This window comes from Dyella sp. 2HG41-7, assembly GCF_021390675.1.
Taxonomy (GTDB): domain Bacteria; phylum Pseudomonadota; class Gammaproteobacteria; order Xanthomonadales; family Rhodanobacteraceae; genus Dyella_B.
Genome location: NZ_JAJEJV010000004.1, coordinates 3,099,315 through 3,115,047, shown reverse-complemented (window position 1 = coordinate 3,115,047; position 15,733 = coordinate 3,099,315). Strand labels below are relative to the sequence as shown.

General features: G+C 61.1%; 11 protein-coding genes and 2 pseudogenes. 10 read left to right on the top strand and 3 right to left on the bottom strand.

What is annotated here, in order from left to right; translation table 11 throughout:
- Positions 1-57: 57 nt before the first annotated feature.
- Together L0U79_RS15370 and uvrA are read right to left on the bottom strand one after the other, a co-directional pair.
- The gene (locus L0U79_RS15370; protein WP_233843120.1) at positions 58-489 is read right to left on the bottom strand and encodes a thioesterase family protein; all 432 of its coding nucleotides are present in this window, start codon (positions 487-489) and stop codon (positions 58-60) included.
- Entirely contained in the window at positions 486-3,383 is a 2,898-nt protein-coding gene (gene uvrA, locus L0U79_RS15365; RefSeq protein ID WP_233843119.1) for an excinuclease ABC subunit UvrA, read from the bottom strand. The genes L0U79_RS15370 and uvrA overlap by 4 nt, the downstream gene beginning before the upstream one ends.
- Before the next feature lie 187 nt (positions 3,384-3,570).
- On the opposite strand from uvrA, the gene L0U79_RS15360 reads away from it, so the two are divergent.
- From L0U79_RS15360 to L0U79_RS15320, 9 genes and pseudogenes are all read left to right on the top strand, one after another.
- Positions 3,571-4,056: a DUF2059 domain-containing protein gene (locus tag L0U79_RS15360; protein ID WP_233843118.1), complete on the top strand. Its 486-nt coding sequence runs from the start codon at positions 3,571-3,573 to the stop codon at positions 4,054-4,056.
- A gap of 132 nt (positions 4,057-4,188) precedes the next feature.
- Positions 4,189-4,503 (top strand): 50S ribosomal protein L21, encoded by a 315-nt coding sequence (rplU, locus tag L0U79_RS15355; RefSeq protein ID WP_233843117.1) that lies wholly within the window; start codon positions 4,189-4,191, stop codon positions 4,501-4,503.
- A 20-nt stretch (positions 4,504-4,523) separates the two neighbouring features.
- Positions 4,524-4,781, top strand: a complete 258-nt coding sequence (rpmA, locus tag L0U79_RS15350; RefSeq protein ID WP_233843116.1) for a 50S ribosomal protein L27 — start codon at positions 4,524-4,526, stop codon at positions 4,779-4,781.
- A gap of 165 nt (positions 4,782-4,946) precedes the next feature.
- Positions 4,947-6,026: an Obg family GTPase CgtA gene (gene cgtA / locus L0U79_RS15345; RefSeq protein WP_233843115.1), complete on the top strand. Its 1,080-nt coding sequence runs from the start codon at positions 4,947-4,949 to the stop codon at positions 6,024-6,026.
- A 45-nt stretch (positions 6,027-6,071) separates the two neighbouring features.
- Positions 6,072-7,541, top strand: a complete 1,470-nt coding sequence (locus L0U79_RS15340; RefSeq protein ID WP_233843114.1) for a DUF3375 domain-containing protein — start codon at positions 6,072-6,074, stop codon at positions 7,539-7,541.
- A gap of 52 nt (positions 7,542-7,593) precedes the next feature.
- Positions 7,594-8,199: pseudogene (locus tag L0U79_RS15335) on the top strand (DUF4194 domain-containing protein); the annotation flags it as partial.
- A pseudogene (locus tag L0U79_RS15330) lies at positions 8,189-11,590 on the top strand (SbcC/MukB-like Walker B domain-containing protein); the annotation flags it as partial. The pseudogenes L0U79_RS15335 and L0U79_RS15330, both read left to right, overlap by 11 nt.
- Before the next feature lie 77 nt (positions 11,591-11,667).
- Entirely contained in the window at positions 11,668-12,720 is a 1,053-nt protein-coding gene (locus L0U79_RS15325; RefSeq protein ID WP_233843112.1) for a N(4)-(beta-N-acetylglucosaminyl)-L-asparaginase, read from the top strand.
- Between the two features lie 11 nt (positions 12,721-12,731).
- Positions 12,732-13,457 carry a copper homeostasis protein CutC gene (locus L0U79_RS15320; RefSeq protein ID WP_233843924.1) on the top strand — a complete coding sequence of 242 codons (726 nt, stop codon included), beginning with the start codon at positions 12,732-12,734 and terminating at the stop codon, positions 13,455-13,457.
- A 74-nt stretch (positions 13,458-13,531) separates the two neighbouring features.
- Here L0U79_RS15320 and rpsT read toward each other — a convergent pair whose 3' ends face one another.
- The gene (gene rpsT / locus L0U79_RS15315) at positions 13,532-13,795 is read right to left on the bottom strand and encodes a 30S ribosomal protein S20 (protein WP_233843111.1); all 264 of its coding nucleotides are present in this window, start codon (positions 13,793-13,795) and stop codon (positions 13,532-13,534) included.
- Between the two features lie 330 nt (positions 13,796-14,125).
- Here rpsT and murJ point away from each other — a divergent pair, with 330 nt between their 5' ends.
- Positions 14,126-15,718: a murein biosynthesis integral membrane protein MurJ gene (gene murJ / locus L0U79_RS15310; protein ID WP_233843923.1), complete on the top strand. Its 1,593-nt coding sequence runs from the start codon at positions 14,126-14,128 to the stop codon at positions 15,716-15,718.
- Positions 15,719-15,733 lie beyond the last annotated feature (15 nt).

Sequence of the window (15,733 nt, the reverse complement as noted above, 5' to 3'; positions counted from 1 at the left end):
ATGGGTCACTCCTTGCGTGATGAAAAGGGCGTTCCTGCAAAGAACGCGGGGTTTGAATCAGATCGCAATCGCCGCTTTGATCGCCGGCGGCAGCGGCGTGGATTTGCCCGTTGCCGGATCGATCCACACCATCACCACGTTGCCGTCGCAATAAAGCTTGTCGGGATCGGCGGCGTCGACGATGCGATGCGCGATGGTCATGGAGCTGTTGCCCAGTCGCTCGAGCAACAATTGGATATGCAACTGCCCCGGCCATTCGATCGGCAAGCGGTAGCGGAGTTCGCTGGCAGCCATCACGGGCATCGCATGTTCGTTGAGCCACGGACCAGGCACGTTCTGCAGCCACTGCAGGCGCGATTCTTCCAGGTAGGTCAGATACGTTGAATTGTTGACGTGATTAAACGCGTCCAGATCGCGCCATCGCACGCTGATCGCAGCAGTGAAAAGTAGCGGTGCTTGCGCGGAACTCGAGTCGGCGGCTGTATTCATGAGGCGACCTTGCGTTTGGGTTTGGCTTTCGCGTTTCCGTTTTCGACCTTGGGGCGCGCGCTTTTGGCGGGCTTCAAATGGGATGCGAGAAAACGTCCGGTGTGCGATGCCGCCGTTTCCGCAACTTTCTCCGGCGTGCCTGCGACCAGGATGCGGCCACCACCGCCGCCGCCTTCCGGTCCCAGATCGACAATCCAGTCCGCCGTCTTGATCACGTCCAGATTGTGCTCGATCACCACGACGGTATTGCCCTGATCGACGAGCTGATGCAGCACATCGAGCAGCTGTTCGATATCGTGGAAATGCAGGCCCGTGGTGGGCTCGTCCAGGATGTACAGCGTACGTCCTGTATCGCGCTTCGACAGTTCCTTGGACAGTTTGACGCGCTGTGCCTCGCCGCCGGACAGCGTTGTCGCGCTCTGGCCGAGCTTGATGTAATCCAGGCCCACCGCGCGCAACGTATCAAGCTTGCGTGCGATCACCGGCACGTTCTCGAACAATTTAGCGGCGTCTTCCACCGTCATGTCGAGCACGTCGGCGATTGTGTGGCCTTTGTACAAAATCTCCAGCGTTTCGCGGTTGTAACGTTTGCCGTGGCATACGTCGCACGGTACGTACACGTCTGGCAGAAAGTGCATTTCCACCTTGATCATGCCGTCGCCTTCGCAGGCTTCGCAGCGGCCGCCACGCACGTTGAAGCTGAAGCGTCCCGGCGTGTAGCCGCGCGAACGCGCCTCGGGCACCTGCGCGAACAGTTCGCGCAGCGGCGTGAACAAGCCTGTGTACGTTGCAGGATTCGAGCGCGGTGTGCGGCCTATCGGCGACTGATCGATATCGACCACTTTGTCGAACAGTTCCAACCCTTCCACCGATTTGTACGGCGCCGGCTGCACGCTCGAACCGTTCAACTCGGCGGCAGCGAGTGCGAACAACGTATCGTTGATCAGCGTCGATTTGCCCGAACCCGATACGCCCGTCACGCAGGTAAACAAACCGGCCGGAATCGCGAGATCCACCTGTTTGAGGTTGTTGCCGTTCGCGCCGCGCAGATGCAGCCACGAATCTTTGTCGAGTTGCTCGCGGCGTTCGGTCGGAACCTTAATTTCGCGCTTACCGGACAAGTATTGGCCGGTGACCGAGCGCGGCGATGCCAGGACATCCTTCAGTGTGCCTTGTGCGACGATCTCGCCGCCATGCACGCCAGCGCCGGGGCCGATATCCAGCACATGATCGGCCGCACGAATCGCATCTTCGTCGTGTTCCACCACAATCACGGTGTTGCCCAGATCGCGCAAGCGCGTAAGCGTGCCGAGCAGGCGTTCGTTGTCGCGTTGATGCAAGCCGATAGACGGTTCGTCCAATACGTACATCACACCGACCAGACCCGCGCCGATTTGCGAGGCGAGACGAATGCGTTGCGCTTCGCCGCCGGACAACGTGTCGGCTTGACGATCGAGCGTGAGGTAATTCAAGCCGACGTCGTTGAGGAAGCTCAAGCGTTCGCGAATTTCCTTGACGATCTTCACCGCGATCTCGCCGCGCCAACCGGCGAGCGTGAGCGTTTCGAAGAAGGCCAAGGAGTCGTCGATGGAACGCGCCGTTAGCGTGGGCAGCGAGTGATCGGCCACGAACACATTGCGCGCCGAACGATTCAAGCGTTGGCCGCCGCAATCGCTGCACGGATGGTCGCTGATGTATTTCGCCAACTCTTCGCGCACGGCCGGCGACTCGGTCTCTTTATACCGGCGTTCCAGATTCGGCAGGATGCCTTCGAACGCATGTTCGCGCGTGACCTTGCCGCCGCGCTCGGTGAGATAACGAAAGGCGATCTTTTCCTTGCCGCTACCGTAGAGAACAGCTTGCTGCACGGTTTTGGAAAGCTTCTGCCACGGCGTCTCGACATCGAAGCCGTAGTGCTTGCCCAATGACATGATCAGTTGGAAGTAGTGCGCATTGCGGCGATCCCAGCCGCGCACTGCGCCGTTCGCCAGCGACAGTTCGGGATGACCGACCACGCGTTCCGGCGAAAACACCTGCGTCACGCCAAGGCCGTCGCAGGTTGGACACGCGCCCACCGGCGAGTTGAAGGAGAATAGACGCGGTTCCAATTCCGGCAGCGAGTAATCGCACACCGGGCAGGAATAGCGCGAGGAGAACAATTGCTCTTTCGCCTTCGCATCGTCCATATCCACCACGATGGCAAGGCCGTCACCTAAACGCAGCGCGGTTTCGAACGATTCGGCCAAGCGTTGCTTGATGTCGTCGCGCGGACGGAAGCGGTCGATCACCGCTTCGATGGTGTGTTTCTGACGCAGCGTAAGCGGCGGCACGGCATCGAGATCAAACACGTTGCCGTCCACACGGGCGCGCACGAAACCTTGCGCGCGCAGCTGTTCGAACACTTGCACGTGTTCGCCTTTGCGTTCGCGAATCACCGGCGCAAGCAACATGAAGCGCTTTTCGGGATCCATCGCCAGCGTGGTGTCCACCATCTGGCTGACGGTCTGCGCTTCCAGCGGAATATTGTGATCGGGGCAGCGCGGCGTGCCGACGCGCGCGTAGAGCAGGCGCAGGTAGTCGTACACCTCGGTAATGGTGCCTACGGTCGAGCGCGGGTTGTGGGAGGTGGATTTCTGCTCGATCGAGATCGCCGGCGACAGACCTTCGATATGGTCGACGTCCGGCTTCTCCATCATCGACAAGAACTGGCGGGCATAGGCCGACAGCGATTCGACGTAGCGACGTTGACCCTCTGCGTAGATGGTGTCGAACGCCAGCGAAGACTTGCCTGAACCGGACAGGCCCGTGATGACGATCAGCTGATCGCGAGGAAGGTCCAGGTCGATGTTCTTGAGATTGTGCGTGCGCGCGCCGCGGATGCGTATGGTGTCCATTACGCCGAGATATTTGGGGGATCGCGCACTATAGCAAGTGACCGCTTAAAGGCTGCACCGCAGGCGCAGCGGCCTGCTGACAGCATGGTGTCAGCAGGCATGCCGGAGCGGCGACTAGGCAGCGGACAGACGCACGACTATGCTCGCCCGCTACAGTCCCGACGATCCGCGCTGCGGAGGGTGATATATGGCTGGCAAACGGATGTTGGGCATGGGGTTATGCGCGCTGCTGGCGGCCGGTCCGGCCCTCGCGGCGCAACCCACCGAGGCGCAGGTGCGCGCGCTGATGCAAGTGATGAACGTGCCGGGCCAATTCGCCGTCATGAACAGCCAGATGGCCTCCATGATGAGCCAGCAGCTTCCCTGCGTGCCGAACGCCTATTGGGCGAATTACATCGACAAGGCGGGGCAGGAGCAGCTGCTTACCGCGATGATTCCCGCCTACCAGCACCATTTCACCGCCGAAGAGGTAGAAGGGCTGATCAAGTTCTACAAATCGCCGCTGGGCCAGAAGCTGGTGGCGCAGATGCCGGCCACGATGGCCGAGGCCGCCCAGAGCGGTCAGGAATGGGGTCGCCAGCGCACCTCGGATATGTTCTCGGACCTGCAAAAGCAGGGAAAACTGGACGCCCAGGGCCGTTGCCCGGGTACCACCGGGGCCCAGGCGCAGTAAGGGCTTGAGGCGCGTTCGGTTCGACTGGTCACGGATTGACCAAAATAGCGCCGCGTCGCTATAATCCTCAGTTCGCTGCGCCCGAATGGGTCGCGGCGAACCCAAGAGAATAACGACAGAAGGGCTATTCCCATGAGTTATGCAGTCATCAAGACCGGTGGCAAGCAATACCGCGTCCAGCAGGGCGACGTCCTGCGCGTGGAGTTGCTGAACGCCGAAGAGGGCGCCAGCGTGAAGTTCGACCAGGTGCTGCTGGTCGGTTCCGGTGAGTCCATCACCGTTGGCACCCCGGTCGTGGCCGGCGCCACGGTCAGCGCCACCATTCGCATGCACGGTCGCGCCGATAAGGTCCGCATCGTCAAGTTCCGCCGCCGCAAGCACTACAAGCGTCAGCAGGGACATCGTCAGCATTTCACCGAAGTCGAGATCACGGGCATCAACGCCTGATACAGCCGGAGTAAACAGTCATGGCACATAAAAAAGGCGTAGGTTCATCCCGCAACGGTCGCGATTCGAACCCGAAATACCTCGGCGTCAAGGTCTACGGTGGCCAGGCCATCGAAGCCGGCAACATCATCGTGCGTCAGCGCGGCACCCAGTTCCATGCCGGTACCGGCGTTGGCCTGGGTCGCGATCACACGCTGTTCGCGCTGGTCGACGGCAAGGTCGAGTTCAAGGTCCGCGGCGAGAAGAACCGCCGGTACGTCAGCGTCGTCAAAGGCTAATTCGGCCCTAGCGCGCCAACGAAGGCCCCGCCCAGGCGGGGCTTTTGTTTTATTGGTTGTCCGGATCGTGCGCGACGATTCTTGCCATCCTCCCTGCATTCGCCGGGTTGACGATATGGCAAGATCGCCCTTTCGCCGCGATCCCTTATCTACGGTTTTGATCCCATGAAATTCGTCGACGAAGCGATCATCAAAGTTCACGCCGGTGATGGCGGCAACGGCTGCATCAGTTTTCGCCGCGAAAAATTCATTCCGTTCGGCGGCCCGGACGGCGGCGACGGCGGCACGGGCGGTTCCGTCTGGCTGATCGCCGACGAAGGCTTGAATACGCTGATCGATTTCCGCCATCAACGCAGCTTCAAGGCGCAGCGCGGCCAGAACGGCATGGGCAGCGATATGTACGGCAAGGGCGGCGAGGACACGACCATCCGCGTGCCCGTAGGCACCGTCGTGACCAACGTCGACACCGATGAAACCATCGGTGATCTCACCTCGCACGGTCAGCGTCTGCTGGTTGCTCAGGGTGGCAAGGGCGGCCTAGGCAATATCCATTTCAAGAGTTCGGTGAATCGCGCGCCGCGCAAATCCACGCCGGGTACGCCAGGCGAAGTGCGCGAGCTCAAGCTTGAACTGAAACTGCTGGCGGACGTCGGTTTGCTGGGTTTTCCGAACGCCGGCAAATCGACCTTTATCCGCGCCGTTTCAGCCGCGACGCCGCGCGTGGCGGATTATCCGTTCACCACGTTGCACCCGAATCTTGGCGTGGTCAGTCTGGGCACGGACCAAAGTTTCGTGATTGCCGATATCCCCGGCTTGATCGAAGGCGCTGCGGAAGGCGCGGGCCTGGGCATCCAGTTCCTGCGCCATGTGTCGCGCACGCGCCTACTGCTGCATATCGTGGATATCGCGCCGATCGACGGCAGCAACGTGGTCGAGCAGGTGCACGCGATCGAGCACGAGCTGCAGAAGTTCGACGCCGAATTGCTGCAACGTCCGCGCTGGCTGGTGCTCAACAAAGCCGACGTCTTGCCGCCGGACGAGCGTCAGGCCGTGGCGGAAGATGTCGTCAAGCGCCTGGGTTGGACGCAGCCGTGGTTCCTGGTCTCCGCGATTGCGCGCGACAACACCATGAACGTGTGTCAGCACGTGCAGCGTTTCTTCGAAGCGCAGCGCCAAGCGCGCGAAGGTCGCACCGATATGCTGCCGGGCGACGTTCGCCTGCGCGACGACGCAACGAAGGACTGATCGACCAAGGGAAGACATGCATTTGCACCAGGAGCGCATGCGCCGATGAAGTTGCAAGCACGCATTGCCGGCTACCGGCGACTGCGCGAACAAGCATTGTGGCGGCTGCTCGCCGCCGATCACGCTCCCGAATTGATCGGTCTGCTGCAAACCTTGCTGCAGGATGGCGACCGGCGTTTGCCGGGTTCGGTGCTGCATGAGCGTTTGCAGCAACACCTCGATGCGATCAATGCCTCCGATCTGCCGCGCGAATTGCCGCGCACCGCGCAGGCTTATGTCGCGCATTGGCTCGCGCAAGGGTATCTGGAGCGTCGCCTTCCGGATGGCGCAAGCGAAGAAGAATACGAGTTGTCCGCACAGGCGGCGCAGGCGATCCGTTTTATCGGCGGCCTGGATACGCCGCGCAGCGCGGCGACCGAAAGCCGTCTCTCGCTGGTGATTCAGCAGCTCGTGCAATTGGCCGAGCAAACCGAAACGGATCCGGCCGCACGTTTGAGCTCGCTCTACGCAGAGCGCGACCGTATCGACGCAGAAATTGCGCGCGCATCCACTGGCAAAGTTGCCGCATTGGACGGCAAGCGCGCACTCGAACGCACGCGTCAGATTATCGAGCTTGCCGACGACCTGGCCGAAGACTTCCGTCGCGTGCGTGACGGTTTCGAGCAACTCAACCGCGAATTCCGCGAGCGCATCATCGACGATGAGGGCGAGCGCGGCGACATTCTCGACAAACTATTCGAAGGCGTAGACCTGATCGGCGACAGCGAAGCAGGGCGCAGCTTCAACGCGTTCTGGAGCTTGCTCAACGACGTCGAGCAAAGCGCGCAGCTCGATATTGCGCTGGAGGCGGTGTTATCGCGTGGATTTGCGCGCAAGCTTCAGCGCGAGGAGCGGCAGTTTCTGCGTGGTTTCACGGGCGTGATGCTCGAACGTGGCGGCAATGTGCATGACGTGCTGCAAAACTTCGCGCGCAGTCTGCGCGGCTTTGTGCAGAGCCGTGGTTACTTAGAGCAGCGTCGCTTGAACCAACTGCTCAAGCAAGCGCAAGCCGAGGCGTTGCAATTGCGCGATTCGGTGCGCGCACGCCAGCGCACGCCCTATACCTTGCAACTCACCACCAGCCGGCTGCGTTCGCTGTCGCAATGGCGTCTGCACGATCCGCGCCGCGCGCGCGTCGACGGCAGCATCGCGCGCAGCGACGGCGCGGCGATATCGTTGGACAGCGTCGGCGATCTGGTGGCGCAGTCGGAAATCAACTATCGCGGTCTGCGTCGCGACCTGCATGAGCTGCTTACCGAGCACGATCAGCTGTCCATCGCCAGCGTGTTGACGCATCGTCCCGCTGAACAGGGGCTCGGAAGCATTATTGGATATCTGTCGTTGGCGACGCGCCACGGCGTAATCGCGGGCGATGAACAAGAAACCGTTATTTGGCAGGGCAGCGACGGCAGCGAACGTCGCGCCCGTATTCCTCTAGTCTGGTTCCTGAAAGAGAAGCGCCATGAATTTGCGTGAGGACGACGCCCCTGTCGTCGAGTCTGTGGTGGAGAAACAGAACGGCGCCGGCCTGTTCGAAGGCGATAGCGGAAGCTTGCCGTTCGAGGCGCGTAAAGCGCTTTGCCAACTGCTGGCGGGGCCGAGTCTCGACGCAAGCAGGCACGGTCCGCTTTGGCCCGCGGCGTTGCGCTACGAAAACCTGCTGCGTTCGCGCCTGTGCGATCTGTTTTTGGAACTGGTGATCGACCGCGAAGCCGGCGTCGCGTTTACGCGGCAGATCGATGCTGGCGAACTGGAAACGCCGGTACTGTTGCGCACCTCGCCGCTTACGTTTATCGAATCGGTGCTGTTGCTGCATCTTCGCCAACAATTGGCCGAAGCGGAAGCGCATGGCCATCGCGCCGTGGTGGAAGAGACGGCACTGGTCGATGCACTTTCGGTGTATGAAAAGAGCGTATCCACCGACCGCGCCGGTTTTGCAAAACGCGTCACCGCTGCGGTTGGTAAGATGAAAGACAGCCACGTGCTGAACAAATTGCGCAATAGCGACAACCGCTACGAAGTGTCGCCCGCGCTCAAACTGCTGTTCTCCGCCGAAGACGTGCAGGCCTTGGCGCAGGCGTATCGCGATCTGCGCGAGGCGGACGATGGCGAGGAGAGTACGGATGGCGAGTGATAAAGGCGCAGCGACGAAGTCGCGCAAGAAAGCAGCCAAGCCCGCCCGCACGGTCGCACCCTCGCTATTTCTCTCCGATCTGCCCGATCCGCGCGATGAGCAATTCCGCATGCGCCGCCTGCAGGTGTTCAACTGGGGCACGTTCAGCGGCCTGGTCGATGTGCCGATTGCGGAGCAGGGGTTTTTGTTCGTTGGTCGATCGGGTTCGGGCAAATCCACCTTGCTCGATGCGATGTCGGCGTTGCTGGTGCCACCCAATTTGGTGGACTTCAACGCCGCGGCTCGCGAGGCGGAGCGAAGCGGTCGCGATCGGAATCTGGTGTCCTACGTGCGAGGCGCATGGGCCGATCAGCAAGATAGCGATTCCGGCGAGATCGCCACGCAATATCTGCGCAAAGGCGCAACGTGGTCGGCGCTGGTGCTCGAATATCGCAATGCGCAAGGCGCCACGGTCAGTCTGATTCGTTTGTTTTGGATCAGCGGCAACAGCTCTTCCGCCGCCGATGTGCAAAAGCACTATCTCGTCACCGAGCGCGCGTTTGATGTCGCCACGGAGCTGCAAGGTTTCGATCTGGATCGTCGACGCCTCAAGGCGCGTCTTGGCGACGATGTGCATCATTTCGATACGTTTGCTGCGTACGCGGAACGTTTCCGCCGACTGCTCGGCATTCAGAACGAGATGGCGCTGAAGCTGCTGCACAAAACGCAGTCGGCCAAGAACCTGGGCGATCTGAACCAGTTTCTGCGCGGATTCATGCTCGATGAGCCGGAAACGTTCGGAGCGGCCGATCGCTTGATCGCCGACTTCGGCGAGCTGGATGCCGCGCATAAAGCCGTGGTGATCGCGCGCGAGCAGGTGGATACGCTTTCGCCCGCCCGAACGGCGTACGACGCGTTGTTGCAATTGCGTCGCACGACCAGCGAATTGAAAGAGCTGCAGCAGGGCGTGGACCTTTACCGTGAGCAGCGCCGCTTGCTTCTGCTCGATACGCGCCTAGCGGAATTGCAGGTGCACGATCAGGCCTTGGCGGGCGAACTCGCACAACGGCGACAGTCGCTCGATAATCACGAACAACGCATCGCCGATCTGGAGCGTCAACGCCGCGAGCAAGGCGGCGACGCCATCGATCAGCTCGAACGTGAGCATGAACAGGTTGGCCGCGAACGCGACGAACGTCTGCGCCGGCGCAACAAGATCGAGCAAGCCTGCCGCGAACTCACCTGGAATATGCCGAGCACGGCGCACGGTTTTGCTGATATGGCGGGGCAGGCGCGCGAATTGCTGGACGGCGCGCGCGATCGCGCGGTGGTCGTGGAAGAGCGCATGGATACCCTCAAGCGCGAGCGTGATCAATCAGCCGGACGCTTCAGCGGCGTGCGTGCGGAGATCGATGCGCTGAAGCGTCATCCTTCGAGCATCCCTGCGCACACGCAAGCGATACGCACACGCCTTTGTCAGGAGCTTGGGCTGTCCGAGAATGCCTTGCCGTTTGTCGGCGAGCTTTTGCAGGTAAAAGCCGAGCATGCTGCGTGGCGTGGCGCTATCGAGCGCGTGTTGCATGGATTTGCGCTGGCCTTGTTGGTGGACGAACAGCATTACGGCGAAGTGTCGAGTTGGATCAACAAGACGCATCTCGGCAGCAAGCTGGTGTATTACCGCGTCGGTCGCAACGATGCATTCTCCGGGCGCCAACTCGAATCGCGCTCGATGTTGCATCGCCTCGACGTACGCGATCACGCGCATCACGATTGGCTATCGGCGGAGCTGGCGCGTCGCTTCGACTACAGCTGCGTGGATTCCGCCGCGGCGTTGCGTCATGCCGACCGCGCCATCACGCGCGAAGGTCAGGTCAAACATCCGGGTGATCGCTACGAGAAGGACGACCGTCGTGCGATTGATGATCGCAAGCACTGGGTGCTCGGCTTCGACAACCGCGACAAGCTCGCCTTGTTCGAGAAGGAAGGGCAGCAGTTGGCTCAAGCCATCGCAAAGGCAGACGAATCGCTGAAAACGCTTCGCGATGACAATGCGCGCGAGGGCGATCGTCGCCTTCTTGCCGCGACCTTGGCGAATGCCGAATGGGAGGAGATCGATGTCGCGCCAAAGCTGCAGCGCCTTGGCGATATCGAGCAGCAGTTGAAACATCTGCGCGAAGGCGATGCGACGCTGCAGGAAATTACGCAGCGCTTGGATATGGAGCGCGAGCTGCGTCGTCGCGTGCAAAGTTCCTATGAAGATGCCGCAGGCGAGCGCAATGCGCTTCAGCGCGAACGTAACGGTTTGCAAGAAAAGCGCGAGGTGTGCGAGCAGCGAGCGAAACAGGCTTCGTTGACGCCGCTGCAGGCGCGCGGCTTGCCGGAGCGATTGCCTGCGCAGCCGGCGTTGTCGCTCGACAATCTCGCCGATCACTTCCGTACGCTCGAACGAGGCCTCAACGAGGCGCTCGGTCAGCAATCGGATGAAGACAATCGGCTGGTTCAGCAGGTCGAAGAATCCTTCCGCAGCTTCTGCCGGCGTTGGCCGCAAGACAGCGCCGACTTCACGCCTGGCCTTGAATCGGCGGAAGGCTTTCTGGCGCGCTTGCGCCGTTTGGAACTGGATGGCTTGCCCAAACACGAGGCGCGTTTCTTCGAGTTGCTGCAGAGCCAAAGCAAGCAAAATCTGCTGGTTCTGCAAAAGCATATGATCGAAGCGCGCAAGGCGATCGGCCTGCGCATGGAAGAAGTGAACGAAAGCCTGGAGCGCGTGCCCTTCAATCGCGGCACCTTGCTACAAATCGAAGTGACCGACCGCGGGCTGCAAGAAGTTCGCGATTTCCAGCAACAGCTGCGCGATGTGCTTTCTCATCATCAAACGGAAAATCGCGAGTTGGCCGAAACGCAATTCAGCGTGTTGCGCCAGTTGGTCGCGCGGTTGGCCGCCGACGATCCGGAACACAAGCGCTGGCGCGAGCAGGTGCTCGATGTACGTTTACATGTCGAATTTATCGGCGTGGAAAAAGAAGTCGCGACCGGGCGTCAGGTGGAGGTTTACCGCAGTGGTGCGGGCAAGTCCGGCGGGCAACGTCAAAAACTTGCAACGACGTGCCTCGCCGCCGCGTTGCGTTATCAGCTGGGCGGCGACGACGGTCACTTGCCGCGCTACGCGCCGGTGGTGCTCGACGAAGCATTCGATAAGGCCGACAACGAATTCACCGCGCTGGCGATGAATATTTTCGAGAATTTCGGTTTTCAAATGGTGGTCGCGACACCGCTCAAATCGGTGATGACACTGGAGCCGTTTATCGGCGGCGCGTGCTTTGTCGATATCACCGGTCGTCATGACTCGGGCGTGTTGCTGATCGAATACGACACCGCAAATAGACGTCTGGCTCTGCCGGAGAAGGCGCGTCAAGCGGAACTCGCGTGATCGCGGCGAATCCAGCATGATGTCGGTCTTGCAAAGCAGTCCGTACTCGGAGGGTTCGAATGAGCAATCGTCGTGATTTCCTGAAAACCACCATGCTGGCGACGTCGGCGCTGGCGCTGCCGCGATTCGCTCGCAGCGCCGCATCGCTGGCCGGCTCCGTGCCCGGTGGCGTGGGCGCGCGCGTCGTGTCCACCTGGGATTTCGGTGTGCCGGCGAACCTTGCGGCATGGGCGGTGCTGGGCAAAGGCGGCAAGCCGCTGGATGCGGTGGAGAAGGGCGTGATGGTGCCGGAGTCGGATCTGCACAATCACAGCGTGGGTCGCGCCGGTTATCCCGATCGCGACGGCCGCGTGACGCTCGATGCCAGCATCATGGACGGCGACGGTCGCTGCGGCGCGGTGGCTGCAATTGAGCATATCGCGCATCCCATCAATGTGGCGCGCAAGGTGATGGAAGACACGCCGCATGTGCTGCTGGTTGGCGACGGCGCGCTCGAGTTTGCGTTGCAGGAAGGTTTCAAGAAGGAAAGGCTGCTGACGCCGGAATCGGAAAAGGCGTGGCACGAATGGTTGAAGCAGGCCAAATATACGCCGGTCGCCAACAGCGAAAACATCGATTACCACCGCAGCCTGCAAAACCTCGGCATGCCCGGCGGCAAAAACAATCACGACACCATCGGCATGTTGGCGGTCGATGCGAATGGCCATCTGGCCGGCGCATGTACCACGAGCGGCATGGCGTGGAAGCTGCACGGTCGCGTTGGCGACAGTCCTCTCATTGGTGCGGGCCTGTACGTCGACAATGAAGTGGGCGCCGCGACATCTACAGGTGTCGGCGAAGAAGTGATTCGCAATGCGGGCAGCTTTTTGGTGGTGGAGCTGATGCGTCAGGGCCGCAGTCCGCAGGAAGCGTGCGAAGAGGCCGTGCGTCGCATCGTCAAAAAGCGCCCTGAGGCCACCAAGGAAATGCAGGTGGGCTTTCTTGCGTTGCGTCGCGATGGCGAGTGCGGCGCCTACGCGATACAGAAAGGTTTCACCTATGCGGTGTGCGATGCGCACCAGCAAGATCGACTGCTGGCTTCGCCCAGCCTTTACCAGACGACGTTCACCTAATGACACGAAGCATTTCGCTTGAGATCGCGGCTGGTTCATTCGCGTCCGCGCTGGCGGCGCAGGAAGGTGGCGCCGATCGCGTGGAGCTTTGCGGCAGCCTGGCCGAAGGCGGTATTACGCCGTCCTACGGCACGCTGGCGATGGTGCGTGAGCGTGTACGTATTCCGGTGTATGTACTGATTCGCCCGCGCGGCGGCGATTTTCTTTTCGACGATGCCGAGTTCGACATCATGTGTCGCGACGTGGAGACCTGCGCACGCGTGGGTTTGGATGGCGTGGTGATCGGCGCGCTAGATGCCGATGGTCAGATCGATCCGCGTTGCAGTGAGTTGGTGCGCACCGCAGGCAAGTTGGGTGTGACGTTCCATCGCGCCATCGATGCGAGCGCGGACCTGAGCCGTTCGCTTGAGAGCATCATCGGCTTGGGATGCGAGCGTGTGCTGACCTCAGGCGGCCACGCGAATGCGCTTGCTGGTGCGCAGGTTATCGCCAGGCTCGTAGAGCAGGCGGGAGACCGCATCAGCATCATGGCCGGGGCGGGCATTCGCTCGACGAATCTGGTCGAGATCGCAGGGCTTTCGAAGGCCCATGAATTTCATGGTTCCGCGCGGGCCGTCCAGCGGTCGGGGATGCGTTATCTGAATCCCAAGTTGCTGGATCTGCCGCCGGATTTCGATCGATCGAGCGTGACGGAAGTGCGGGCCATGAAGGAACAGTTGGCGAAGCTTGTCCGCTGACCGGCGAATTCGGACGTGAAAAAGCCGGCGTTTCCGCCGGCCTCGACACCAACCCAAATAATGTCGATCTGGCCTTAGGCCAGTTCGCGAATCTTCGAGTTCAGGCGGCTCTTATGACGAGCGGCCTTGTTCTTGTGGATCAGGCCGCGAGCGGCGTAACGATCCATCACCGGCTGGGCGGCTTCGAAAGCGGCCACGGCGGCAGTCTTGTCCTTGGCCTCAATGGCTTTGACGACCTTGCGCAGGGCGCTACGGACCATGGAACGGGCGCTGACGTTGCGCAGGCGGCGCTGCTCGGACTGGCGCGCGCGCTTCTTCGCGGACTTGATGTTAGCCAAGGTAGAACTCCGGAATGAATACTGGGGTTGGAAAAAGGCGGCAATTATGCGGCTAATTTGCCGTTAGGTCAAGTGGTTAAGCAACCGTCCCGCCAGGGACCCTGCTTAACTTCTCCCTTTCGGGGAGAAGGTGGCCCGAAGGGCCGGATGAGGGGACATTCTAGCCGAGGTTCACATCGAAGCGGCTCTTGATGCTCATCATGAGCTCAACACGCAAGATTCGCCCCTCACCTCAACCCTCTCTGCGAAGGGGGGGAGACTAAAAGCTGGCACACTAAGCGCCGCTTTTCAGATCAGGCCGGGCACCGACAACGCATGAAGTCCCCCAGCATGTTACGCGGGCTGCTTTCCTTCAGCAGCATGACCATGGTTTCGCGCGTGCTCGGGCTGCTGAGGGATATTTCCATCAGCCACGTCTTCGGCGCCAACGTGGCCACCGATGCGTTCTGGGTGGCCTTCCGGATTCCCAATTTCATGCGCCGCATGTTTGCGGAGGGGGCGTTTTCCACCGCCTTCGTACCGGTTTTTACCGAAGTCAAAGAGACCGGCAGTCACGACGATCTGAAGGATCTGATGTCGCGCGTCGCCGGCACCTTGAGTGGCGTGCTGCTGGTGGTCGCGGCGTTGTGCGTGTTGTTCGCGCCGCAAGTGGCGATGTTGTTTACGCCGGGTGCGGTGGACGAGCCGGAGAAATTCTCGCTGACCGTCGACCTGTTGCGCCTCACGTTTCCGTTCTTGCTGTTCGTGTCGCTGACCGCGCTTTCGGGCGGCGCGCTCAACAGTTTCCATCGCTTCGGCTTGCCGGCGTTGACGCCGGTGATTCTTAATCTCTGCATGATCGCCGGCGCGTGGTGGCTCTCGCGCTATTTGCATACGCCGATTCTGGCGTTGGGATGGGCAGTGTTGGCCGCGGGCATTCTGCAGGTGTTGTTTCAGCTGCCCGCGTTGCGCACGTTGGACTTGTTGGTGTGGCCGCGCTGGGGATGGAACCATCCGCAGGTGCGCCGAATCATGAGTCAGATGGTGCCGACGCTGTTCGGTTCGTCGGTCTCGCAAATCAACTTGCTGTTCGACACGGTGATTGCGTCGCTGCTGATCGCCGGTTCGCAAACGTGGTTGTCGCAAGCGGATCGCTTTCTGGAATTGCCGCTAGGTGTGTTTGGCGTGGCGCTCGGCACGGTCATCCTGCCTTCGCTTTCGCGGCATCACATCGCCACCGATCACGATGGATTCTCGAAAGCTTTGGACTGGGGATTGCGCACCACGCTGCTGATTGCGGTGCCCGCGATGTTCGGTTTGATGCTGCTGGCGCAACCGTTGGTCGCCACGCTGTTTCAGAATGGACAGTTTCATCCGTTCGACACGCGCATGGCGACGTTGTCGGTGACAGCGTTGAGTTTCGGCGTGCCGGCCTATGCGCAAGTGAAAGTGTTGCTGCCGGCGTTTTATGCGCGCAAAGACACGCGCACGCCGGTCAGGGCCGGCGTGGCGGCGCTCGTATCCAACATGCTGCTCAATGGCGTTTTTTTACTTGCGCTCTATGCGTTATGGGCGCCGTCCGCGCTGAAGGCGGGACCTTTGCTGGAAGGCTTGTCCAAGGTCCCCGGCTTGCACCTTGCGCTGGGCATGGCCAGCGCGATCGCCAGCTATATCAACTTGCTGCTGTTGTGGCGCTGGCTGAAAAAGGCCGATATCTATCAGCCTCAGCCGGGATGGGGACGCCATCTGGCGCGTTTGGCGCTGGCTTGTGCGGCGATGACGGCAGTGCTGCTGCTCGGGCGCTGGCAGTGGCTCGATTGGACGCAGATGCACGCGATGGAACGTGTATGGCGGCTCGCTGTGCTGGTCGGCGCCGGTGGCGCGACGTATGTAGCGGTGCTTTTCGCGACGGGCTTCCGGCTACGCGATTTGCAGCATGCATGACCGTTATACTGGTCG

Excerpts from the sequence above, each read along its gene's own strand:
- L0U79_RS15360 (WP_233843118.1), top strand. The coding sequence starts at position 3,571 with ATGGCTGGCAAACGGATGTTGGGCATGGGGTTATGCGCGCTGCTGGCG.
- murJ (WP_233843923.1), top strand. The coding sequence starts at position 14,126 with ATGTTACGCGGGCTGCTTTCCTTCAGCAGCATGACCATGGTTTCGCGC.
- cgtA (WP_233843115.1), top strand. The coding sequence starts at position 4,947 with ATGAAATTCGTCGACGAAGCGATCATCAAAGTTCACGCCGGTGATGGC.
- rplU (WP_233843117.1), top strand. The coding sequence starts at position 4,189 with ATGAGTTATGCAGTCATCAAGACCGGTGGCAAGCAATACCGCGTCCAG.
- rpmA (WP_233843116.1), top strand. The coding sequence starts at position 4,524 with ATGGCACATAAAAAAGGCGTAGGTTCATCCCGCAACGGTCGCGATTCG.
- L0U79_RS15370 (WP_233843120.1), bottom strand. The coding sequence starts at position 489 with ATGAATACAGCCGCCGACTCGAGTTCCGCGCAAGCACCGCTACTTTTC.
- uvrA (WP_233843119.1), bottom strand. The coding sequence starts at position 3,383 with ATGGACACCATACGCATCCGCGGCGCGCGCACGCACAATCTCAAGAAC.
- L0U79_RS15325 (WP_233843112.1), top strand. The coding sequence starts at position 11,668 with ATGAGCAATCGTCGTGATTTCCTGAAAACCACCATGCTGGCGACGTCG.
- L0U79_RS15340 (WP_233843114.1), top strand. The coding sequence starts at position 6,072 with ATGAAGTTGCAAGCACGCATTGCCGGCTACCGGCGACTGCGCGAACAA.